Origin of the sequence: Isoptericola sp. NPDC056134 (assembly GCF_042264825.1) — a bacterium.
Classification (GTDB): Bacteria; Actinomycetota; Actinomycetes; order Actinomycetales; family Cellulomonadaceae; genus Isoptericola; species Isoptericola nanjingensis.
On record NZ_JBHJVM010000029.1, the window covers coordinates 17,637 to 40,787 of the forward strand.

Annotated in this window: 17 protein-coding genes; 6 read left to right on the top strand and 11 right to left on the bottom strand. The window is 74.9% G+C overall.

Features of this window, described 5'->3' with window-relative positions:
* Positions 1-4 precede the first annotated feature (4 nt).
* From ACFCZN_RS19200 to ACFCZN_RS19230, 7 genes are read right to left on the bottom strand one after another with little or no spacing between them, the layout of a single operon-like run.
* Positions 5-904 (bottom strand): amidohydrolase family protein, encoded by a 900-nt coding sequence (locus tag ACFCZN_RS19200; protein ID WP_430557814.1) that lies wholly within the window; start codon positions 902-904, stop codon positions 5-7.
* On the bottom strand, positions 891-1,925 hold the full coding sequence (locus tag ACFCZN_RS19205) for an aldo/keto reductase (RefSeq protein ID WP_430557815.1): 1,035 nt from the start codon (positions 1,923-1,925) through the stop codon (positions 891-893). Before ACFCZN_RS19205 ends, ACFCZN_RS19200 begins: the two co-directional genes overlap by 14 nt.
* Positions 1,895-2,737: a ribonuclease activity regulator RraA gene (locus ACFCZN_RS19210; RefSeq protein ID WP_430557816.1), complete on the bottom strand. Its 843-nt coding sequence runs from the start codon at positions 2,735-2,737 to the stop codon at positions 1,895-1,897. Before ACFCZN_RS19210 ends, ACFCZN_RS19205 begins: the two co-directional genes overlap by 31 nt.
* Positions 2,734-4,698 (bottom strand): hypothetical protein, encoded by a 1,965-nt coding sequence (locus ACFCZN_RS19215; protein WP_430557817.1) that lies wholly within the window; start codon positions 4,696-4,698, stop codon positions 2,734-2,736. Before ACFCZN_RS19215 ends, ACFCZN_RS19210 begins: the two co-directional genes overlap by 4 nt.
* 11 nt (positions 4,699-4,709) lie before the next feature.
* A complete protein-coding gene (locus ACFCZN_RS19220) occupies positions 4,710-5,639 on the bottom strand; it encodes a carbohydrate ABC transporter permease (RefSeq protein WP_430557818.1) in 930 nt (309 codons plus the stop codon).
* The gene (locus tag ACFCZN_RS19225) at positions 5,639-6,562 is read right to left on the bottom strand and encodes a carbohydrate ABC transporter permease (RefSeq protein ID WP_429765680.1); all 924 of its coding nucleotides are present in this window, start codon (positions 6,560-6,562) and stop codon (positions 5,639-5,641) included. The genes ACFCZN_RS19220 and ACFCZN_RS19225 overlap by 1 nt, the downstream gene beginning before the upstream one ends.
* Positions 6,563-6,564: 2 nt before the next feature.
* Entirely contained in the window at positions 6,565-7,827 is a 1,263-nt protein-coding gene (locus ACFCZN_RS19230; protein WP_429765682.1) for an ABC transporter substrate-binding protein, read from the bottom strand.
* Positions 7,828-8,032: 205 nt separating this feature from the next.
* Here ACFCZN_RS19230 and ACFCZN_RS19235 point away from each other — a divergent pair, with 205 nt between their 5' ends.
* Positions 8,033-10,087, top strand: coding sequence for a cytochrome c oxidase assembly protein (locus ACFCZN_RS19235; protein ID WP_429765684.1), 2,055 nt, complete (start codon positions 8,033-8,035; stop codon positions 10,085-10,087).
* A gap of 58 nt (positions 10,088-10,145) precedes the next feature.
* Here ACFCZN_RS19235 and ACFCZN_RS19240 read toward each other — a convergent pair whose 3' ends face one another.
* Entirely contained in the window at positions 10,146-10,850 is a 705-nt protein-coding gene (locus ACFCZN_RS19240) for a pyridoxamine 5'-phosphate oxidase family protein (protein ID WP_430557819.1), read from the bottom strand.
* Positions 10,851-10,980: 130 nt separating this feature from the next.
* Here ACFCZN_RS19240 and ACFCZN_RS19245 point away from each other — a divergent pair, with 130 nt between their 5' ends.
* Entirely contained in the window at positions 10,981-12,318 is a 1,338-nt protein-coding gene (locus tag ACFCZN_RS19245) for a PLP-dependent aminotransferase family protein (RefSeq protein WP_430557820.1), read from the top strand.
* 59 nt (positions 12,319-12,377) lie between these two features.
* Here ACFCZN_RS19245 and ACFCZN_RS19250 read toward each other — a convergent pair whose 3' ends face one another.
* Positions 12,378-13,592 (bottom strand): FAD-dependent oxidoreductase, encoded by a 1,215-nt coding sequence (locus ACFCZN_RS19250; protein ID WP_430557821.1) that lies wholly within the window; start codon positions 13,590-13,592, stop codon positions 12,378-12,380.
* A 129-nt stretch (positions 13,593-13,721) separates the two neighbouring features.
* On the opposite strand from ACFCZN_RS19250, the gene ACFCZN_RS19255 reads away from it, so the two are divergent.
* Entirely contained in the window at positions 13,722-15,827 is a 2,106-nt protein-coding gene (locus tag ACFCZN_RS19255; RefSeq protein ID WP_430557822.1) for a prolyl oligopeptidase family serine peptidase, read from the top strand.
* A gap of 31 nt (positions 15,828-15,858) precedes the next feature.
* Here ACFCZN_RS19255 and ACFCZN_RS19260 read toward each other — a convergent pair whose 3' ends face one another.
* Positions 15,859-16,407 (bottom strand): TetR/AcrR family transcriptional regulator, encoded by a 549-nt coding sequence (locus tag ACFCZN_RS19260; protein WP_429765693.1) that lies wholly within the window; start codon positions 16,405-16,407, stop codon positions 15,859-15,861.
* 266 nt (positions 16,408-16,673) lie between these two features.
* Between ACFCZN_RS19260 and ACFCZN_RS19265 the strand changes: the two genes are divergently transcribed.
* Positions 16,674-19,553, top strand: coding sequence for an MMPL family transporter (locus ACFCZN_RS19265; protein ID WP_430557823.1), 2,880 nt, complete (start codon positions 16,674-16,676; stop codon positions 19,551-19,553).
* On the top strand, positions 19,550-21,757 hold the full coding sequence (locus ACFCZN_RS19270) for a YhgE/Pip family protein (protein WP_430557824.1): 2,208 nt from the start codon (positions 19,550-19,552) through the stop codon (positions 21,755-21,757). The genes ACFCZN_RS19265 and ACFCZN_RS19270 overlap by 4 nt, the downstream gene beginning before the upstream one ends.
* A gap of 27 nt (positions 21,758-21,784) precedes the next feature.
* Here the strand turns inward: ACFCZN_RS19270 and ACFCZN_RS19275 are convergent, their stop codons facing one another.
* Positions 21,785-21,988 carry a hypothetical protein gene (locus tag ACFCZN_RS19275; protein ID WP_430557825.1) on the bottom strand — a complete coding sequence of 68 codons (204 nt, stop codon included), beginning with the start codon at positions 21,986-21,988 and terminating at the stop codon, positions 21,785-21,787.
* Positions 21,989-22,060: 72 nt separating this feature from the next.
* Here ACFCZN_RS19275 and ACFCZN_RS19280 point away from each other — a divergent pair, with 72 nt between their 5' ends.
* Positions 22,061-23,089: a hypothetical protein gene (locus tag ACFCZN_RS19280; protein WP_430557826.1), complete on the top strand. Its 1,029-nt coding sequence runs from the start codon at positions 22,061-22,063 to the stop codon at positions 23,087-23,089.
* Positions 23,090-23,151: the final 62 nt, after the last annotated feature.

The window sequence follows — 23,151 nt, forward strand, 5'->3', positions numbered from 1 at the left end:
ATCGCTACGTCGACCGACGTCGATGTCCCCGAACGCCGTAGAGGCGGGTCGCCGTGCCGGACCAGACGGCCGTCGCCGCGGCGTCGTCGAGCGGGGGCAGCGCCGCGGCCGTGCGCTCGACGATCTGCGCGTACGCGGCGACGCGTGCGGACATCGGCCAGTCGCTCCCGAACAGCAGCCGCCCCGGGCCGAGCAGGTCGACGGCGGCACGGGCGGCGGCGGCGGTGCGCCCGGCGTCGTCGGGAGCCGTGGTGTGGAGGCCCGACAGCTTGGCGTGCGCCCGGGGGCGGGCGGCGACGGCGGCGAGGGCGTCGCGCCATGCCGCGTCGGGGTCGCCCGTGCCGAGGCCGAGGTGGCAGACGACCAGGTCGAGGACCGGGTGCCGCCCGGCGAGGGCGGCGACGGCGGGGAGCTGGTCGGGGCGCACGAGCGTCTCGAGCACGCGGCCCGACGCCGCGAGGCCCTCGCAGAGCGCGTCGAGGCCCGCGACGTCGGACAGGTCCGCGGCGCCGCCCGGGACGGCGAGCCGCAGGCCCGCGACGGGGACGCCGTCGTCGATCAGCGCCTGCGCCATCCCGGCCCAGGCGTGCGGGTCGTCGGGGCGGGCGTCGTACTGCAGCACGACCGGTCCGGGCAGCGGGGCGTGCGACGCGGCCTGCCGTGCGAGCCAGCGCGCCTCGCCCTCCGTGTCCGCGGCCTGCACGGCCACCGCGGCGCGGACGGGTACCGGCGACGTCGCGACGGCGCGGGCCAGGTCGTCGGGCCCGACCCGCGCGGGCAGGCCCAGGCCGTCCCGGAACCACGAGACCCGCACGGCCGCCGTGTCCCACAGGTGCACGTGCGCGTCCACGACCCCGTCAGCCCTCTCGCCGAGCAGGCGGTTGACGCCGTCATGCGGTGCCATGCGACCCGATCACGGTGTCGACCGCCTGCTCGGCAGCGTTCGCGATCGCGTCGAGCTCCGTCCACAGGCGGTCGGGGACGACGGCGTCGGCGGCGTCGGCGAACACGTCCACCTCGGCGGGGGTGCGCGCCCCCACGACGACGGCCTCCACGCCCGGCACGCGCAGCGGCCAGCGGACGGCGGCGGTGGGCAGGTCGATCCCCTCGCGGTGGCACGCGGCCGCCATCCGCAGGGCACGGTCGACCTGGTCCGGCGACGCGGGGTGGTAGTCGAAGAACGGCGCCGCGACCGGGTCGGCGAGCACGCCGGAGTTGTAGACCCCCGCCGCGACGACGCCGACGCCGCGCTCGCGGGCGGCGGGCAGCAGGTCGTCCAGGGCGGTGCGGTCGATCAGCGTCACCCGCCCGGCGGGCATGACGACGTCCAGCGCGCCGGCGGCCTCGCGGACCAGGCGCGCCACGGGGGCGTTGCGCCCTATCCCGACGCCCACGGCCCGCACCACGCCCTGGTCCCGCAGCTCCAGCATCGCGGGCAGGGCGCCCCGCAGCGCCTCGTCCACGTCCCCCGGGTCGTGCAGGTACAGCAGGTCGACGCGGTCGGTGCCGAGCCGCGCGAGGCTGCCCTCCAGCGATCGCAGCACACCGTCGCGGCTGAGGTCGCCGACCGTGGTCCCCCCGGGGCCGCCGGTGCCGCCCGAGGGCACGGGCGCGCCGGCGGCGTCGACGATCACGCGGCCCACCTTGGTGGCGATGACGACGGCGTCCCGGTCGACGTCGGCCAGGGCGTGCCCGAGCCGCAGCTCGCTGACACCCTCGCCGTAGTGCGGCGCCGTGTCGAAGAAGCGGATTCCGCGCTCGAGCGCGCGGCCGACCGTCGCCTCGGCGTCCGCCTCCGCCACGGGGGTGAAGAGGTTGCCGATCGGCGCGCAGCCGAGGCCGAACGACGACGCGGCGATGCCGCTCGGGACGGACGCGCCGCCGTCGCCCGGGGTCAGCGGGCGGAGCCCTGCGCGGAACGCCATGCCTCGAACTCCCCTCGGGTGTCGGGGGTCAGCGGGTAGTAGTCGCTGAGGCGTGCGCCCTCGTCGAGCCGGCGGCGGCTGAAGACCTCCCACTCCTCGTGGTCCTGCGCGGACGCCACCACCTGGTCGGCCATCGCGCGCGGCACGATGACGGGGCCGTCGTCGTCCGCCACGACGAGGTCGCCCGGCATGCACAGCACGCCGCCGACGGCGACGGGCACGTCGTAGGCCCAGGGGAACAGCTCGGACTGCGAGGCGTAGTGCGGGGTGACGCCGGTGGACCACACGGGCAGGCCGAGGTCGGCGATCTTGCCCGAGTCGCGGATGCGGCCGTCGACGACCATGCCCGCGCCGCCCTTGCGCTGGAAGTAGCGCGCGAGGATGTCGCCCACGCAGCCGGAGAACCGGCTCCCGTACGCCTGGACGACGAGCACGTCGCCGGGCTGCACCGCCTCGAGCACGTGCCACAGGGCCGTGTGCCGCTCCACGTACTCCTGCTCGTCGCCCGCGGCGAGGTCCTCGCGCTGCGGCATGAACTGCAGGGTGAGCGCGGAGCCCACGACGCGGTACCCGGGCCTGAGCGGCCGCGGGCCCTCGACGAACGAGTGCCGGATGCCGAGGCCGTGCAGCTTGGCGCAGGCCGTCGCCGCCGATACCTGGCCGAGCCGCTCGAGGGCCTCCGCGTCCGCCCGCTCGTACGCTCCTCCGCGCACGGGCAGGGAGATCTCGGGCCGCACGAGGCCGTCGCCGGTGGTCAGGGTGTCGACGGGCAAGGTGTCGACGGGCGACCCGTCGGTGAGAGCGTCGGTCATGGTCGGGCTCCTTCGTGGTGCTGGTGGTGACGTGGCGCGCTGCCGGCGGGTGCGGTGAGCAGCACGACGTCGGCGCGGTGGTTCGGCGGCAGCTCGACGAGCAGGTCGGGGGCGTCGAGCGGGACGGTCGCGGCGGTCCGCGTGCCGGCACGGCCGGCCGACGCCGTGGACCGGCCGGGCCAGACGCCGCCGTCCTCGCCGCGCACGACGACGCCGGTCAGGCGCTCCTCGCCGAACCGCGAGGGCCGCACGCGCACGCGCCGGGCGCGGGTGGGGGAGAGGTTGACGAGGCTGAGCTCGACGCGGCCGGAGCCGTCGGCGTCGCGGTCGAGGCCGGAGACCAGGGCGGCGACGTCGGGCGGCAGGCCGGGGCGCTGCCGGTCGGCGTCGGTGTACGCGACGGCGGCGAACGGCAGCCCGCCGTTGTACAGCGTCTGCGGCGTGCCGGTGACCAGCTGCCCCAGCACCTCCGTGACGACCGGGTTGGCGCGCTGCCAGAAGTGGAGGTGCACGGTCTCGGGGTCCACGGGCTCGGCGTCCATCACCGCCACGCGGCGGGCGAGCTGGCCGAGCGCCATCGACAGCGCGCGCTCCGGGTAGTCCGGCAGCGAGCCGTCGAGGAACGCGAGCCACGGGCCCTCGTGCCCGGCCTCCACCTTGTCGCGGAACGGCCGCACCTCGTCCGAGCCCGGGATGCCGTCGAGCACCCGGTCCAGCCGCTTGCGGTCGGCGTCGTCGCGCGTCCACCACCACAGCCAGGTGGGCAGGTCGAGCTGGAGCGGTCCGTAGTCGAACCAGCCGTCGGCGCCGAACCGGTACGGCACGAGCGTGGCGGGCTCGGCGGCGTGCGGCCCGAGCCGCTCGATCCAGCTGCCGCGCAGGCTGAACGGCGTCTCGGTGACGGGCGCGGTGATCGCGTGCTCCAGCGCCGTGTCGAGCATGGTGCGCACGAGGTCGAGCGCCCCCTCGTCGCGCGGCCCGGAGGCCCCGGAGACGAACGACGCGTTGAGCGCGCCGATCAGCGTGCTCATGCCCACCGAGTGCAGGCCGTGCGGCCACGTCCAGCCGTAGTGGCCGCCGTACCAGGCGCCGTCGTGCAGGCCGCCGACGACGCCGTCGGGCGCCACGTTGTCGGGCATGAGGCCGCCCGCCGCGGCGGCGCGCTCCCGCCAGCCGTCGACGTACCGCGCCACCCACGCGGCGGACGCGGCGTCGCCGTCGTACAGCCACCGGTTGGTGACCAGGGACGTCGCGGCGAGGTTGACGGCCGTGTCACCCGCCGCCCGGCGCTGGAGCTCGTCGCCCATGAGCCGGGCGTGGGCCGGGTCTTCCAGGTCGGACCACCGCGTGATGCCGGGCAGCCCGTGCAGCGGCAGGCCGTACGCCTCCATGTAGTCCAGGGACGCCGGGTAGGTGAGCCACTCGGTGCCCAGGCCTTCCAGAGGTCCCTGCGCGCCGTTGTGCGGCGCCGTGATCAGGTTCCGCCGAGGGTCGTAGTTGCCGTGCGCCGGGTCCGTGTACAGGGCGGCGAACCGGCGGGCGCGCTCGGCGAACCGCTCGTCGCCTGGGTCCGCCGCGCACAGGCCGTAGAAGAACAGCAGCGACTCGCCCTGGTGGAACCAGTCGTACCCGTTCTCGTACTCGCCCGTGAGCATGCCGCCCTCGGTGAGCTGCGCCGTCACGCCCTCGAAGTGGCGCTTCGCCGCGGCGAGGATCTCGTCGCTGCCGCCCAGGGCGTAGAACGCGGGCCAGTTGAAGAACGGCTCGTACAGGTCGTCCACGCCGTCGCGGTGCTCGAAGCCGCCCGCGTGCAGGATGCGGCCGTCGGGCCCGGTGTAGCGGTCGGAGAACAGCCGCCAGGCCTCCTCCGTCGCGTCGAACAGGCGGCGCTCCAGCACGGCCCAGGCCGGGACCTCGTGCAGGGGGGTGGTGGGGATGCGGGGATCGCTTGTCTCGCTCATGGTCGGCGTGCTCAGCCCTTCGTGGCGCCGGCGACGAGGCCGCCGATGATGTGCCGCTGCATGAGCACGAAGAACAGGATCGCCGGGCTCACCGCGAGCAGCAGCGTCGGGAAGACGGTCGTGTAGTCGGTGGAGAACTCGCCGACGGCCGCGTACACGCCCGTCGTGACGGTGTAGATGCCGGAGCTCGGGCCCAGGATGATCTGCGGGCTCACGAAGTCGTTCCAGACGCTGATCGAGTTCAGCACGACGATCGTCGCGACCACCGGCTTCATGATCGGGAAGATGCACGACCAGAAGGCCCGGATCTTGCCCGCGCCGTCCAGCGCGGCCGCCTCGTCGATGTCGCGCGGCACGGTGCGCAGGTAGGCGGCGAACAGGAAGATCGTCACCGGCAGCGTCGCCGCCGTCTCGAACAGGATGAAGCCCGGGATCGTGTTGATGAGCCCCAGCACCCGCAGCACGAAGACGACGGGGATCAGCGTCACCTGGCCCGGGATGAACAGGCCGGACACGAAGAGCAGCAGCAGGCCCAGGTGCCACTTCGACCGGCCGCGCGCGATGACGTACGCGACCGGCGCGGCGAGCGCGATGCCGCACACGTTGACCAGCGCGACGAACAGCAGCGTGACGCCGTACGCGCGCACCACGTTGAACTTCTCGCTGGTGAGCGCCGCCTGCAGGTACTCCAGGCTGAACGTGTCCGGGCCGATCGCCAGCGGCGAGGAGATGATCGCGTCCTGCGGCTTGAAGGCGTTGATCACCATGATGTACAGCGGCACCACCATGACCAGCGCCACCAGGCCCAGCACCACCCACTTGAGGACGGTGCCCACGCCCGGCACGCGGCGGCGCCGGGCGCGCGACGTCGGTCCCGCCGCGGGCGCCGGGGGAGCGGCCGGCGGGGTCACGGGGGTCGTCGGGTGCGTCGTCGTCGCCATCAGTCGGCCACCTTCTTCTCCGCGCCGCGTCGCGCGAACGTCACCGCGAGGCCGAGCACGGCCGTGACGATCAGCAGGATCACGGACTGCGCCGCGCCGAACCCGAGCTCGGACTGGCCGAACGAGTCCCGCAGGATCTGGTACACGATCGTCTGGGTCGAGCCGGCGGGGCCGCCGTCGGTCAGGGCCAGCACGACGTCGTAGACCTTGAGCAGGCCCACCAGCGTGAGCACGAGGTTCACCGTGAACACCGGGGCGATGAGGGGCAGCGTCACGTTGCGGAACTGCTGCCACTTCGAGGCGCCGTCGACGGTGGCGGCCTCGTAGAACTCGGTGGGCACCGACTTGATGCCCGCGAGGAACAGGATCATGTTGAAGCCGAAGTGCGCCCACACGATCGTGAGGATCACGCTGGCCTTGGCGAACGTCACCTCGGTGAGGAAGGGCAGCGGCGCGACGCCGAGGTGACCCAGCAGGCCGTTGACCGCGCCCTCGGGGGACAGCATCGCGGACCAGAGGAACCCGATGATCAGCGAGCTGATGATGTACGGGTAGAAGAAGATCGTGCGGAGCAGGGTGTTCGCGCGGCTGTTGCCGGCGATGAGCGCGGCGATGAACAGCCCGACCGCGTTGCACAGCACCGTGCCGCAGAAGGCGACGACGGCGGTGAAGATGGCCGCGTCCACGGTGCGCGGGTTGCGGAACGCCTCCGTGTAGTTGTCGAAGCCGATGAACGTGAAGTTCAGGCTGTAGCCGTTCCAGTCGGTCAGGCTCAGCACGAACGCCAGGAACATCGGCACGATGAACATCGCCAGGAAGACCAGGACGGCGGGGCCGCCCATGACGATGCCGGGCAGGCGGTCGCGCCACACGCGCGCCGCCGGGCGGCGACGCGCGCGGGCGAGGGGGACGGTGGTCGCCATCGTCAGCCGATCGTGGCGGCGAACCAGTCGTCCATCGCGGAGTCGACCTTGTCGGCCGAGGTGCCGCCGATGAGCGCCTGCGTCTGCGCGTTGATCTCGTCCGAGTAGCCGGTGGGCAGCGTGCGCTCGCCGTAGCCCTGGCCGGTCGGCGTGTACGACTCGGCGGGGGTGTCCGCGACGATCTGCAGCAGCTCCTTGCCCAGGTCGTCCATCTCGTACTCGTAGCCGTCGCGGAAGTTGCCGTCGACCTCGAGCTGGCTGGCCACCGCGTCCTGGTCCGTCACGAGGAACTCGACGAGCTTGGCGGCCGCGTCCTGGTCCTCGCTGGTCTTGAGGATCGAGTACGGGCTGGCGATGTTCGCGCCCATGGCGGGGCTGGCCACGCCGTCGACGGCGGGGGCGCGGAAGACGCCGATCTCGGCCTTCTCCTCCGCCTTCGCCTCGGTGCCGGCGAACCAGCTGCCCATCGGGTAGATCGCGCTCTTGCCGGAGAGGAACGCCTGCTCGGCGTCCGGGTACTTGATGCCCAGCGCGTCCTTGGGGACGTAGCCCTTCGCGACCCAGTCGGCGTAGGTGGCGACCGAGTCGCCGTACGTGTCGGAGAAGGTGGCCTCGCCCGAGCTCATGTGGGCGTACCACTCCGGGTCCTGGCCGACGATCGACGGGAGGCCGAGGGCCTGGAGCGAGTGGCTGGTCATCCAGTCGCCGCCGGTCTGCAGCGGCGTCCAGCCCGCGTCCTTGAGCTTGCCGAGGGCCGTGGTGAGCTCCTCGACCGTGGTCGGGGTCTCCGTGATCCCGGCCTCCTCGAACGCCGTCTTGTTGTAGAAGAAGAGGCTCTGCAGCTGGAACCCGATGCCGGCCATGTAGTACTTGCCGTCGATCGAGTACTGGTCGGCGAGCGGGCCGGACGTCGCCCAGTCGTACTGGGACAGGTCGACGAGCTCGGGGGCGAGGTCCGTGGTCGGCGGCAGCGACTGGACGACGTCGGGCGCGTCGCCCGCGGTGAGCAGGCGGGGGAGGGCGGCGGCCACGCCCTCGGCACCCGGGTTCTGGACGACGACGTCGATGCCGGGGTTCGCGTCCTCGAACGGCTTGACCAGCTCGTTCCAGTACTCCTCGGTGAGGTTCGGCGTGACGTTGACGAGCATGCTCACCTCGGTGGTGCCGCCGGAGCCGCCGTCGTCGTCGGAGCCGGCGCAGCCGGTGAGCGCGAGGGCGGCGACCGTGAGCGTGCCCACGCTCGCCAGGGTGCGGTGCTTGATCATCGTTGATCCTCTCGGGTTGCCGCCCCGCCGGGACGCTGCTTCGCGTGCCCGGAGTTCGGCCTTGCGGCTGTGGATGACGTCCGGTGTGGAGGGACGACTGGGACACTAATCGATAATCGTTGGATTGGGAAGAAGGTGCCCCACGGCAGGTGATCTCACACCCGGGTCGTCCCGGGGCGCCGCCCACCGCCCATAGGCTGGACGGGTGACCTCCGCAGCCCCCGCCGTGCAGCGGCCGGGCGGTACCCCGAGCGTGCCGCCGCGCCCCTGGTGGCTCGTCGCCGCCGGGCCCGCAGCCGTCCTCGTCGCCGTCCTCGCCGTGCTGTGCGGCGGAGCCTACTCGGGGGCGTTCCAGGCCCTCAGCGGCTTCACCGACCCGGGCGCGATCGTGCGCTACGGCCTGCCCGTCACGACCGTGCTCACCGAGCTCAGCGTCTCGGTGACGGTCGGCGCGCTGCTCGTCGCGGCCTGCCTGGTGCCGCCGGGCCGCACCCAGGCGCGGGTGCTCACGACGGCCGGCGCCGCCAGCGCCGTGTGGGCGGTGGCCGCCGTCCTCCAGCTCGTGCTGCGGTACGCGAACATCTCCGGGACCTCGCCGGCCTCGCCCGCGTTCGGGCAGGGCCTCGCGCAGTTCGTCACCGACCTCGACCTCGGCCGGCTCTACCTCGCGATCATCGTCGTCGCCGCGCTCACGTCCGCGCTCGCGATGGCGGTGCGCGGACCTGTCGGCGCCCTGTGGACGACGCTGCTGCCGCTCGCCGCCCTCGCCATGCAGTCGACCACCGGCCACGCGTCGGGCGCCGCGAACCACGAGCTCGCCGTCGGCGCGATGCTGCTGCACCTGGTCGGCGCCGCCGTGTGGGTGGGCGGCCTGGGCGCGCTGCTCGTCACCGTGCTCACGCGGGACGAGGCACGCGACGACGGGCGCACCGCGGCGGCCGCCGTCGCGCGCTTCTCCCCGGTCGCCGGGTGGTGCTTCGCCGCGGTCGGGGTCTCCGGCATCCTCAACGCGTGGCTCCGCATGGAGTCCTGGGGCGACCTGCTCACCCCGTACGGCGTGCTCCTGCTCGTCAAGGCGCTGCTCATGGTGGCGCTCGGCGGGTTCGGGTTCGCGCACCGGATGTGGGTCGTGGACCGGCTCGGCCGCGCCGGCTCCGCGGGCGCCGTCCGACGCCTGTTCTGGCGGCTGCTCGCCGTCGAGCTGCTCGTGATCGGCGCCGTCTCCGGCGTCGCCGTGGCGCTCGGCTCCACCGCCCCGCCCGTCCCGGACGAGGTGCCGGTCGACGTCACGCCCGCCTTCCAGCTCACCGGCCAGGCGCTGCCGCCCGAGCCGACCATGGCCCGCTGGTTCACCGAGTGGAGCCTCGACCCGCTGCTCGCGTTCGCGTGCGTGGCCGGGCTCGTGGTCTACCTGCGCTGGGTGCGGCGGCTCGCGCGGCGCGGCGATGCGTGGCCCGTGGGGCGCACGGTGTCGTGGTGCCTGGGCATGGTCGTGATGTTCTGGGTGACCAGCGGCGGCCCGGCCGTGTACGGGCACGTGATCTTCAGCGGCCACATGGTGCAGCACATGATCCTGGCGATGCTGGTGCCGCTGTTCCTCGTGCTGGCCGCCCCCGTCACGCTGCTGCTGCGCGCCATCCCGGCCCGCAAGGACGGCAGCCGCGGGCCGCGCGAGTGGGTGCTCGGCCTGGTGCACTCCCGGTTCGGCCAGTTCATCGCCCGCCCCGTGGTGGCCGCGGTGCTCTTCGCCGGCGGCATGATCGCGTTCTACTACACGCCCGCGTTCGAGTTCGCGCTGCGCAACCACGCCGGGCACGTGTGGATGATCGTGCACTTCACGCTCGTGGGGTACCTGTTCGCCAACGCGCTCGTGGGCATCGACCCGGGCCCCAGGCGCCCCCCGTACCCGCAGCGCCTGCTGCTGCTCTTCGCGACGATGGCGTTCCACGCGTTCTTCGGCGTCGTGCTCACGTCGGGCACCTCGCTGCTCGTCGCCGACTGGTTCGGCAACATGGGCCGGCCCTGGGGCCTGCCCGCCATCGAGGACCAGCAGCGCGGCGGCGGGGTCGCGTGGGGGATCGGCGAGCTGCCGACGCTCGCGCTCGCCATCGCCGTCGCGATCCAGTGGACGACGTCCGACGAGCGCGAGGCGCGCCGCCGCGACCGCAAGGCCGACCGCGACGGCGACGCCGAGCTCGAGGAGTACAACGCCATGCTCGCCAAGATGGCCGAGCGCGACGACGAGACCCCGCCGAGGTAGTACGAGACCCCGCGAGGTAGTACGGATCCCGCCGAGGGAGTACGGGTAGCGCGCCAGGTCAGGCGGGCTGCGGCACCGGGAGCCGGGACGGGCCCGCCAGCGCGGCGACGTGCGCCGGGACCGGCTCGCGCGTGTCGGCGTCGGGGACCGCGGCGCCCACGACGCGACGCACCGGGACGTGCCCGCCCCAGCCGCCCGCGGCGACGTCGGCCGGGTCGTCGACGGGCGCGCCGGCGCGGGCCTTCATCGACGCCTCGCGCAGCGGCACGGCCAGCACCGCCGTCGCGGCGAGCTCCTTGCGGGTGGCGGGGCGCAGGGTCGCGGACCGGCCGGGCGCCATGTGGTCGACGACGGCGTCCAGCGCGCGGACGCGCTCGGCGTCGTCCGTGACGAGGCGGGCCGTGCCGATCACGACCGCCGACCGGTAGTTCATCGAGTGGTGGAAGCCGGACCGCGCCAGCACCAGGCCGTCGAGCTCGGTGACCGTGACGCAGACGGTCGCGTCCGTGGCCCCGACCAGCCAGCGCGCCGCCACCGAGCCGTGCACGTACAGCGTGCCGCCGTCGTCGGGACCGTCGAGGTCGACGGCGTAGGCACAGGGCAGCACGACCGGGTGCCGGTCCGCGCCCTCGCCGACGTCGACGCCGAGGTGGGCGACGAGCCCGTCGGCGAGCAGGGCGTGCAGCGCGTCCCGGTCGGCGACGGCGCGGTTCCGGCCGCGCCGCACGGTGGACCGAGGTGTGGGGGAGAGGGCGTCGTCCATGGCACTACCGTGGACCTCGGGTGGCCTGTCGTCACGAGCCATTTCCTGACGGAATTGGCAGGCCACTTCACCCGCCGGTCCGGTAGGCCGCCTCGGTCGTGCCGCCCGGTCCCGTCATCCAGGAGTCCCGATGCCCGCGCTCCCCGTCCGCCTCGACCGCGGCGCCCGCGACCCGCTCGGCGCGCAGCTGTCCGGCCAGGTCCGCGACCTGGTGTCCCGCGGCACGCTGCGCCGCGGCGACCGGCTCCCCAGCACGCGTGCGCTCGCCGCGGACCTCGGCGTCGCGCGCTCCGTGGCCGAGCACGCGTACGACCAGCTGATGGCCGAGGGATGGCTGACCGCGCGCCGCGGGGCGGGCACGTACGTCGCGGCCGACGCCGTACCCCGTCCCGCGCCCGGGCCGCGCCGGGCCGCGGGCCCGGGCAGCGGCCTCGTACGGCTGAGCGCCGGCGAGCCGTGGATCGATCCGCGCCACCGCGCGGGGTGGCGGCGGGCGTGGCGGGAGGTGTCGGCGACGACGCCTCCGCGGGGCTACGACGACCCGTGCGGCCTGCCCGCGCTGCGGGCGGCGCTCGCGGAGCGGCTCGCTCGCACCCGTGGCCTCGTCGTCGACGCCGACGAGGTGGTGGTCACCGCCGGGACGACCGCCGGGTTCCGCGACCTGCTCGGCGTGCTGCCCACGGGGCCCGTGGGCATCGAGGACCCGGGCTACCGCGCCGCCGTCGCGACCGCGCACGCCACGGGCCGCGCCGTCGTCGACCTGCCGGCGGAGGCCCGCCACGACGAGGTCGCCCTGCGCGGGCTGGCCGCCGCGTATGTGACGCCCGCGCACCAGCACCCGCTCGGGCGGGTGATGCCGGCGGACGACCGGCGCGCGCTGCTCGCCGCGTCGCGCGCCACGGGAGCCGTCGTCGCCGAGGACGACTACGACTCCGAGCTGCGCTACGACGTGGCCCCCGTGCCGGCCCTGGCGGCGCTCGGCCGGGACCGGGTGGCCTACCTCGGCTCGGCGTCGAAGTCCGCGCCGCCCGGGCTGCGGGTCGGGTGGCTGGTGCCGCCTCCGGCGCTGCTCGACGACGTGGTCCGGCAGCGCGCCGTCGTGCATGACGTCGCGGCGTGGCCCACGCAGCGGGCCCTGCTGACCCTGCTGCGGGACGGCTGGCTCGACGCCGTCCTGCGCACGGCGCGGCGCGTGTACGCCGAGCGGGCGGCCCGCGTCGCCGCGGTCCTGGAGCCGCACGCGGAGCCGGCCGCGACGTCCGCCGGCATGTACTCGACCTGGCTGCTGCCGCAGGAGGCCGCGCTGTCCGCGCGCGACGCTGCGCGGCGGGCGGGCTTCGACCTGCCGCTGCTGTCCGACGTCTGCCGCGCCTCCCCGCTCACCGGTGTCGTCGTCGGGTTCGGCGGCGTGGACGACGCCGAGCTCGACCGCGCGCTCGCCGCGATCCGGGGCGGGCTGGGCGGGTGACGTAGCGATCGGTCGCCGTCGGGCGCGCGGACGACGACCGGTCGCTACGTCACCAAGGGCTACAGCAGGCCGTCGACGACCTTCGCCGCGAGGCCGAACGCCGTCGTCGTGCCCAGCCCGTCCGCGATGGTCACGGTGGTGACGCCGGGCGCCGGGTCAGCGACGACGAACGGCGTACCGGCGAACGGACCGCGGCGCGGGCGCGGCACCGCGAGATCGGGCACCGACCAGCGCCGCCGCACCTCGACCGGCCGGCCGAGCAGGGCCTCGGCCTCGCGCAGCAGCAGGGTGTCGGCGGCCTCGGAGCGCTCGGGGTCCCGGTCGAGGCCCCCGTCGTCGCGCCGGTCGGCGTCCGTGCGGCGGGCCTCGCCGAGGAGCAGCGTGTCGCCGTGCGGGGTGAATGCGAGACGGACGCCCGCGTCGAGCAGCTCGGGGGCGTGCGTGCGCAGCCGCTCGCGCACGTCCGCGAGTGCGGGGGAGTGCGCCGTGGCGGCGTCGCGCAGCAGGCTCGTGCCGCCCAGCACGGCCGGGCCGGCGGCGTCGTGCCGGCGGCCCGGTGTCGCGACCCGCAGCACCTGCCGCACGTCGGGGCGCAGCCCGGCGTGCGCCGCCTCGTCGGGGAAGAACCGGTCCAGGTCGGGCCCGACGGCGAGCAGCACGCGGCGTGCCACGACCTCGCCGCGCGACGTCCGCACCAGCGTGCGGCCCGTGCCGGCCTCGAAGGTGAGCGCCGTCGTCGACCAGGCGACGTCGGCCCGCGGCCGGGAGTCGAGCGCGGCGGCGAGCGCCCGGAGGGCGTCGCGCGGCTCGACGCGCAGGTCGAGCGGGAGGAACGCGCCGCCGACGACGTCACCCGCGCTCGTCAGCCCGGCGCGCTCGGCGGCCTGCGCGGCGTCGAGGAGCAGCGCGTCGCCGTCGCGGGCGGCCACGAGGTCGTCCAGCACGGCGAGCTCGTCGGCGGAGCGCGCGACGACGACGGCGCCCGTGTCCTTGACCCAGAAGCCCGCCTCCCGGCCGAGCTTCAGCCAGCGCTCGCGCGACGCCAGCGCGCAGGACAGGGTCGCGGCGTCCTGCGTGGTGACGGCGACGTGCCCGCTGCGCCGGGCGGACGCGCCGTCGGGCCGAGGGTCGCGTTCCACCACCAGCACCGAGTGCCCGCGGGCGTGCGCCTCCAGGGCGTGCGCGAGCCCGACGATGCCCGCCCCGACCACGACCAGGTCGGCGGTGGAGGGCAGCGGCGGCAGGTGGGCGGCGCGGGGCGACGGCGGTCTCACGACCAGACCGTGCCCGATCGCGCGACGTGCGCTCAACCGCAGGGGACGCCGTCGCGAACAAGTTCAGCGAACGTTCATCCCGTGTTCCCCGTGCGCCCGTCTGCGCACGGGCTGTGGTAGACCGGGCGCGTGAGCAGCGACGCCCCCACGCCCTTCGACGACCTCGACCGCTACCTGGAGCTCCCGCGCGTCGGCGAGCTCGCGCTGAGCCCGGACGGCACGCGCCTCGTCACCACCGTCCAGACGCTCGACGCGAAGCGCACCGGCTGGACGACCGCCGTCTGGGAGGTGGACCCCGCCGGCGTCGCCCCGGCGCGGCGGCTGACGCGCAGCCGCAAGGGCGAGTCGTCGGCGGTGTTCGCGGCGTCGGGCGACGTGCTGTTCACGTCGGCCCGCCCGGACCCGGACGCGGACCAGGGCGACGAGGAGCCGAAGGCGGCGCTGTGGCTGCTGCCCGCGGGCGGCGGGGAGGCGCGCGTCGTCGCGACGGCGCCCGGCGGGGTCGGCGGGGTGCTCGCGGCCCGGGACGCCGACGTGGTGTCCGTCTCCGCGCCGGTGCTGCCGGGCGCGGCGGGGCTCGCCGAGGACGAGGCGCTGCGCAAGGAGCGCACCGACCGCAAGCTCTCGGCGATCCTGCACACCGGCTACCCGGTGCGGTACTGGGACCACGACCTGGGTCCCGACCAGGAGCGCCGGTTCGTCGGCTCCCTCGGCACGACCGACCCGGACGCGCGGCTCGCGCTGCGCCAGCTGACGGGGCCGGGGCGCCAGCTCGACGAGCACGAGGCGGGCCTGGCTCCTGACGGCGCCACGCTCGTCACCACCTGGGCGGTGCCCGACCCGGGCGCGGCACGCCGGGTCGTGCTGGTGGCGGTGGACACCGCGACCGGGGAGCGCCGCACGCTGGTCGACGACCCGGACGCGGACGTCTTCGCCCCGGCGGTGTCGCCGGACGGGCGGTGGGTCGCGTTCGGCTCCGAGACGATCACGACGCCGGAGCAGGCGCCGGTCGTGCGGCTGGGACTGGTCCCGCTCGGCGTGGGCGACGCCGAACCGGAGATCCTCGCGGACGACTGGGACCGCTGGCCGTCGTCGGTCGCGTGGCTGCCCGACGGCTCGGGGCTGGTCGTCACGGCCGACGAGGACGGCCGCGGCCCGGTGTTCCTGCTGACGTTCGGCACCGGCGGACCGGGTGCGGGCGAGCCGGTCACGGTGGAGCGCGTGACGAGCGACGACGCGACGTTCAGCGACGTCCGCGTCGCGCCCGACGGGTCCGCGCTGTACGCCCTGCGCAGCAGCTACGCCGCGCCGGCCGAGCCGGTGCGGATCGACCTCGCCGCCTTCGCCGCGACGGGCGCGGCGGGCGAGCGCGCGCCCGTCGCCGCGGACGCGCTCCGCGGGCCCGTGCCCGCCCCGGCGCTGCCCGGCACGCTCACCGAGGTCGAGACGACGGCGGCGGACGGCGCGCGCGTGCGCGCCTGGCTCGCGCTGCCCGAGGGGGCGTCGTCGGGCGGCCCGGCGCCGCTGCTGCTGTGGATCCACGGCGGCCCGCTGAGCACCTGGAGCGCGTGGAGCTGGCGCTGGAACCCGTGGCTGATGGTGGCGCGCGGCTACGCCGTCCTGCTGCCCGACCCGGCGCTGTCCACCGGGTACGGACAGGACTTCGTGCAGCGCGGCTGGGGCGCGTGGGGCGGAGCGCCGTTCACCGACCTCATGGCGATCACCGACGCCGTCGAGGCCCTGCCGGAGATCGACGCGACCCGCACCGCCGCGATGGGCGGGTCGTTCGGCGGGTACATGGCGAACTGGGTGGCCGGGCACACGGACCGGTTCCGAGCGATCGTCACGCACGCCAGCCTGTGGGCGCTCGACCAGTTCGGCCCCACCACCGACGCGGCCTACTACTGGCTGCGCGAGATGACGCCGGAGATGGCGGAGGCGAACAGCCCGCACCGCGCCGTCGCCGACATCCGCACCCCGATGCTCGTCGTGCACGGTGACAAGGACTACCGCGTGCCCGTCGGGGAGGGCCTGAGGCTGTGGCGCGACCTGCTCACGGAGTCCGGCCTGCCCGCGGACGACGACGGCAGCACCGTGCACCGCTTCCTGTACTTCCCCGACGAGAACCACTGGGTGCTCGCTCCCCAGCACGCGAAGGTCTGGTACCAGACGGTGCTGGCGTTCCTCGGCGAGCACGTGCGGGGCGACGAGCCGGAGCTGCCCGCGTACCTCTGAGCGTCGACCGCCTGTGCGGCAGGGGCGGAGGTCAGGCGGGCGTGACGATGAGGTCCACGAGGATCTCGAGCATGGCGCTGGCGTCCTTGCGGGCGGTCTCGGCGGGGAGCATCGCCGCGCGCTGACCGGCCTCGTGCGCGCCCAGCAGCAGGTCGATGGCGACGTGCTCGTCGACGGCGAAGCGGAGGCCGAGGGCGGACATGACGCGGTTCAGCGCGGCGATCATCTCCCCGCGGAGCACCTGCTGCTGGTCCACGTAGCGCTGGGCGATCTGCGGGTCGCGCAGCGCGAGCAGCTCGAACTCGAGCTCCATGACGCACCAGGAGGCCTTCGCGGCCTGGTCGGGCAGCACCGACGCGATGACCTCGCGCACGGTGGCGCGGAACCCCTCCGGCGTCTGCAGGGCGGCGGGGTCGACCGTGGTGACCGCCTGCTCGAGGGCGCCGAGGTGGCCGCGCGCCTCGCGCTCCGTGAGGGCCAGGAACAGCTCCTCCTTGCTCGCGAAGTTCGAGTAGAACGCGCCCCGGGTGAAACCGGCGGCCTCGCACACGGCCTCGATCGACGCGGCCTGGACGCCCACCTGCGCGAACACCTCGAACGCGGCGTCGAGCAGACGCTCGCGGGTGCGCTCGCGCCGGGGCGAGCGCTCGGGGGCGACCGTAGCCTCGTCGGGGGTCGCGCTCTCGGTGGTCAGGGGGTCCTCCTCGGGATGCTGCCGGTACCGGCCCGGTGCGGGCGCCGCGCCCGGCCGGGCCCACTCTAGCCAATACAGCGGCGTATCGGATACGTTCGTGCATCGGATACAGTGCCGTATCGAACCCCTGCTCCGTCGTCCTGGGAGAGCCTGTGTCCTCCGTCCTGTACTCCCTCGGCCGTTGGGCTGCCCGGGCCCGGCGGCTCGTCGTCATCGGCTGGGTGCTGGTGCTCGCCGTCGTCGGCGGCGCGGCCGGCCTGCTCTACCAGGGCTTCGACAACTCCGTGACCATCCCGGGCACCGAGTCGCAGGACGCGCTCGACAGCCTGTCCGCCACGTTCCCGCAGGTCAGCGGGTCGTCCGCGCAGATCATCGTCGTCGCGCCCGAGGGCTCCACGATCGACGACGACGCGATGCGCGGGCCCATCGAGGACACGGTCGACGACCTCGGCGAGCTCGACCAGGTGGCCGCCGTCACCTCCCCGTACGACGACCAGATGGCAGCGTCGGTCAACGACGACGACACGGCCACGTTGCTGACGATCCAGCTCGACGGCGACCAGTCCGTCATCACCGAGGACACCAAGGACGCGCTGCGCACCGCGAGCGACGACCTCGCCGCCGCACTCCCGGCCGGGTCCCAGGCCAGCCTGGGCGGCGAGCTGTTCAGCGTCGAGTTCCCGGCCCTGAGCATCATCGAGGCGATCGGCGTCGTCGTCGCGCTCGTGGTCCTCATCATCACGCTCGGCTCGTTCGTCGCGGCGGGCCTGCCGCTGGTCAACGCGCTCATGGGCGTGGGCGTGTCGATGCTCCTGCTCCTCACGGCCACCGTGTTCGGGCCGATCAACTCCACGACGCCGATGCTGGGCCTCATGCTCGGCCTCGCGGTCGGCATCGACTACGCGCTGTTCATCGTGTCCCGGCACCGCGAGCAGCTCGCGGCCGGGCTCGAGGTGGACGAGTCGATCGCGCGCGCCACCGCGACGGCGGGCTCGGCCGTGATCTTCGCGGGCCTCACGGTGATGATCGCCCTCGTGGGCCTCGGGGTCGCGGGCATCCCGTTCCTCACCGTGATGGGCATCGCCGCCGCCGTGGCGGTCGGCATCGCCGTCCTCGTCTCGCTCACGCTGCTGCCCGCGCTGCTGTCGTTCTCGGGGGAGCGGCTGCGGCCGCGCGCCCCGCGCGCCGCCCGCAAGGCGAAGGGGAGGGCCAAGCGGGCCGCCGCGCCGGCCGACGGCGTCCACCGCAACCGGTTCTTCGACGGCTGGGTGCGGGGCGCCACCCGCTTCCCGGTCCTCACGATCGTGCTCGTCGTGGGTGCCATCGCCGCCCTCGCCTGGCCGGCCACGAACCTCCGCCTCGCGCTGCCGGACGCCGGCACCCTGCCGGAGGACAACAGCGCCCGCGTCACCTACGACCTGGTGGGTGAGGAGTTCGGCGAGGGCTTCAACGGCCCGCTGATCGTCACGGGCTCGATCGTCACCAGCAACGACCCCGTGGCCCTCATGGACGACCTCGGCGACGAGATCGCCGACCTGCCCGGCGTCGCCGACGTCCCGCTGTCCACGCCGAACCCGTCCGCCGACACCGGCATCATCCAGGTGATCCCCGAGGGGGGCCCGACGTCGCAGGAGACCAAGGACCTCGTCAACGAGATCCGCGACCAGCACGACCACTACCTGGAGAAGTACGGCGTCGACCTGTCCGTCACCGGCTTCGCCGCGGTCGGCATCGACGTCTCCGACAAGCTCGGTGCCGCGCTGCTGCCGTTCGGCCTCGTCGTCGTGGGCCTGTCGCTCGTGCTGCTGACGATGGTGTTCCGCTCGATCTGGGTGCCGATCAAGGCCTCGCTCGGCTACCTGCTGTCCGTCGGCGCGGCCTTCGGCGTGGTGACCCTCGTGTTCGAGAACGGCGTCCTGGCGGACGCCCTCAACGTCACCAAGCTGGGCCCCGTCATCAGCTTCATGCCGATCATCCTCATGGGCGTGCTGTTCGGCCTGGCGATGGACTACGAGGTCTTCCTCGTGTCCCGCATCCGGGAGGACTACGTGCACGGCGGCGACGCGCGCCGCGCGGTGCGCTCGGGCTTCCTCGGCTCGGCCAAGGTGGTCACGGCCGCGGCGGTGATCATGTTCGCCGTCTTCGTCGCGTTCGTGCCCGAGGGCGACATGACCCTCAAACCCATCGCTCTCGGCCTCGCCGTCGGTGTGCTCGTGGACGCGTTCGTCGTGCGCATGACGCTCGTGCCCGCCGTGCTCCATCTCCTGGGCGACCGGGCCTGGCACATGCCGCGCTGGCTCGACCGCATCCTGCCCACGTTCGACGTCGAGGGCGAGGGCCTCACGAAGGAGCTGCGGCTCGCGTCGTGGCCCGAGCCGGACGCGACGGACGCCGTCGCCGCGCGCGACCTCGAGGTCGCGGGGCCCGACGGCTCGCCGGCCCCGGTGGTCGGCCCTGTCAGCGTGCGCGTCCCCGAGGGCGGCGCCCTGTGCGTGCACGGCGACGCGGCGGCCCCCGTGTCCGCGCTGCTGCTCGCCCTCGCCGGGCGGATGGCGCCCGACGCGGGCGCCGTGAAGGTCACCGGCCTGGTGCTGCCCGAGCGCGCGATGACGGTGCGCGGCCGCGTCGCCGTCGTCGACGCCCTCGCGGAGCACGGCCGCCCCGCCGCGACGGTCGACGCCGCGGTGCGCGACGGCGCCCGGGTCGTGGTCGTGGACCGCACCGACGCCGTCGCCGACCGCTCGGCCCGCGAGGCGCTCGCCGCCGCGCTCGCCCGGGCGCAGCGCGGCGGGACGGCGGTGCTGCTGGGTGCCAGCGGCGTCGCCGCGACCGACCTGCTCGACGACGGCACCGGCCGCGAGGTCGCCGTGCTCGACGTCGGCGCCGGCTGGGGCGCGCCGAGCGCGCTCACCGGGGCGGACGTGCCGCCTCCCGCGCCCGACGACGAGCACACCCCCGTGCCCGCGGGACCCCACCCCGCGGCCACCGACGAGATCGACGAGGACACCCACGTGCAGGAGGTGCGGGCATGACCGCCCCGACCATCGCCACCCGGGCGCGCCGCGACCCTTGGCGGATCGCCGCCGTCGCGCTGCTGCCGATCATGGTGCTCGGGCTGCTGCTCGCCGCGCTGTGGAACCCGCAGGACCGGCTCGACCAGGTGCCGGCCGCCATCGTCAACCTCGACGAGCCGGTCGAGGTCCAGGGGCAGACCGTGCCGCTGGGCCGCCAGCTCGCGTCCGGCCTGGTCAGCGGCGGCGAGACCGCCGAGGGCGCGAAGGCCGCGCAGCCTGCCGAGGACGCGACGAACTTCGACTGGACGATCACCGACGAGGAGTCGGCGGCCGACGGCCTCGCGAACGGCACCTATGCCGCCGTCGTGACCATCCCGGAGGACTTCTCCGCGGCCGCCACGTCGTACGGCAACGACGACCCGTCCGAGGCGCGCCAGGCCACCATCGACGTCAGCACCCCGCCCGGCGGCCGCGTGGCCGACGACGCGCTCGCCCGCGTGGTCGCCGCCACCGCGACGTCCGTCATGTCGAGCACGCTCACCGAGACGTACGTCGACAACGTGCTCGTCGGCTTCAACGACCTCTCCGACGGCATCGGCCAGGCGCAGGACGGCGCCGTGCAGCTCGCCGACGGCGCGGGCCAGACGCAGGACGGTGCCGACCAGCTGGCGGACGGCGCGGGCCAGCTCGCCGACGGCGCGGACGAGGCCGCCGACGGCGCGGGCCAGCTCGCCGACGGCGCGGGCCAGCTCGCTGACGGCGCGTCCAGCGCGGCCTCCGGGGCGTCGGACCTTGCCGGCGGTGCAGGACAGGTCGCCGAGGGCTCCCGAGGCATCGCCCGGGGAATCGGTGAGAGCGCGGGCGGCGCCGACGACCTTGCGAAGGGCGGCGACGACCTCGCGGCCGGAGCGACCCAGGTCGCGGAGGGGAACCGCCAGCTCGCCGACGGCGTCGCCGAGATCAACGAGGACGTGCCCGACGTGGCCGCGATCAAGAAGTCGCTGGCCGACGCCCAGGCTCGTTCGGAGGAGTTCGCCGCGGCCGCGGGCGCCGCTCTCGGCTGCGACGTCAATCCGTCCTCGGAGGCCTGCAAGGCGCTGAACGACGTGCTGACCGAGCTGCAGACGAACTCGTCGGCGGTGCAGGACACGGTCGACGGCGTCGTCTCCGCGCGCGAGCAGCTCGACGCGCTCGCGACCCAGACCGACAAGCTCGCCACCGGCGCGGAGGGTGTCGCCACCGGCGTGGCGGGCATCGCGGACGGCAACCGTGATCTCGCCGAGGGTCTGCGCCAGCTCCAGGGCGGGGCGTCGCAGGTCGCGGATGGCGCGGACGGTGTGGCGTCCGGAGCCGGTGAGCTCTCCTCGGGTGTGGGCCAGCTCGCGACCGGAGCGTCCGGCGTGGCGTCGGGGGCGTCGGACCTGTCCTCGGGGGTGGGCCGGCTCGCGACCGGCACCGAGGGCATCGCCTCCGGCGCCGGCGACCTGGCGGGCGGCGTGGGCCAGCTCGCGTCGGGCGCGGACGACCTGGCCTCCGGCCTCGACGACGCGAAGAACCAGATCCCGACGTACACGGACGACGAGCGCAAGACGCTCTCGTCGGTGGTCGCGGAGCCGGTGGCGGCGCCGTCGGCGTCGGGCATCAGCACCGGGGCGTCGGGCCCGCTGTTCGCTGTCGTGGCGCTGTGGCTGGGTGCGCTCGCCCTCATGACGGTGTTCCCGCCGGTCATGGCGCGGGCCCTGGGCTCCACGCGCGACTCGGTGCGTCTCGCGCTGTCGGCGTTCTGGCTGCCGGCCGCGGTCGGCGCCGGGACGGGCGCGCTGATCGGCGTGATCCTCGCGGCGGTCGAGAAGCTCGACGCCGGGGGCTGGGTCGGGTCGATCCTCGTGGGGGCGGTCGCGTCGGTGGCGTTCGTCGCCGTGCACCAGGGCTTCCTCGGCTGGCTCGGCAACCTGGGGCGCGGCATCAGCCTGCTGATCGCCGTCCTGCTCATCGCGACGGGCATCGTCGCGACCGTGCCTGCCGCGCTGCAGGGACTCGTCGACGCGCTGCCGATCGGGGCCGCGCGCGACGCCCTGACGGCGGTGGTGGTGCCCGCGGCCGGCGGCCTCGGGATGAGCGTGACCCTGCTGGTGCTGTGGGGGCTGGGCGGTCTGGCGCTGGCGGCGCTCGTCACCGCCCGGGGTCGACGGCTCGGCGTCGGGCGCCTGCTGCGCGCCTGACCGGCCGCGCAGGACCGCCCGGCGGCGTCAGCCCGGCAGCCCCGGGCAGCGGGCTGCGGCGCGCTGCCAGCGCAGCACGAGGAGGGCGTCGGCGCGCCGCCGGGCGGCCTTGCCGAGGTGGGCGACCTGGCGGTGCTCGAGGAGCGCGTGGAGGTCGTGGTCCAGCGCCCAGGCGAGGGCGCGTCGGACGTCGTCGAAGTCGGGCGCGAGCAGGGTTGGTGCGGGTCTCACGTCGGGGAGAGATGTCCGACTCGCCGGTTTGTGACATCGAGGTGTGTCACAGGTCTGCACCAGACTCGCCGCATGGACCTCACCCAGGCGCGCGAGACCAAGGCACAGCTCAGCGACTTCGCCCGTGACCTGGCCGAACGGCACGGCGTGCCCGCCAGCCCGTACGCGGTCGGCGACGACGCGACCCCCGCGGACGTGGTGCGCGCGCCCACCCTGTCGCTGGGCCTCGCGCCCCACGGCGACGGGGGCTTCGGCATCGCGGTGCGCTACCGGCTCGGGGTCCCGACGGCACGGTCGTTCGTGCGCAGGCTGGCCGCCGAGGCGGGCGACGCCGTCGACGTCCGGCGTACCGGACGCATCCGGACGCTCGCCGCGCAGGTCCGCCCGCCCGTCGCCACGGCGCGCGCCCTCGGGGAGACGGACAGGGTGCGGCCCCTGCGGCCCGGGGTCTCGATCGCGCACGTGGACGTCACCGCGGGCACGCTCGGCGCGTTCGTGGTCAAGGCCGGCGAGGAGGGCGCGCGCTACGTGCTGTCCAACTTCCACGTGCTCGCGGGGTCGCCGTCCGCGCAGGTCGGCGACGTGGTCGTGCAGCCGGGCCCGGCCGACGGCGGTCGCGCGCCCGGGGACCGTGTCGGCACCCTCGCGCAGGTGGTGCCGCTGACGCCCGGCGAGCCGGCCACGGTGGACGCGGCCCTCGCCCTCCTGGACGAGGGGATCGAGATCGACCCGACCTACCCGGTGGGAGCGGTGACCACCACGGCCGTGGCGGCGGGCGGCGAGGTGGTCGCGAAGATCGGGCGCACCACGGCGCACACGCAGGGCCGGGTCACGGCCATCGAGATGGACGACGTCGTCGTCGGGTACGGGGACGAGCTCGGTGCGCTCTCCTTCGACAACCAGATCGAGGTGGAGGGCACCGGCGGCGCGTTCTCGCGCGGCGGCGACTCCGGGTCGCTGGTCTACCGCGAGGACGGCGTCGCGCTCGGCCTGCTGTTCGCCGGCTCCGAGACGGGCGGCGCCGACGGCACGGGGCTGACGTACTGCAACCCCGTCGACGCCGTCCTCGAGGCCCTGGGCGTCACCCTCTCGCCGAGATAGAGAAGGCTGATTCGCGAGATAGAGAGGCTCGGACGAGGCCGCAACCCGTTGCGGCCTCGTCC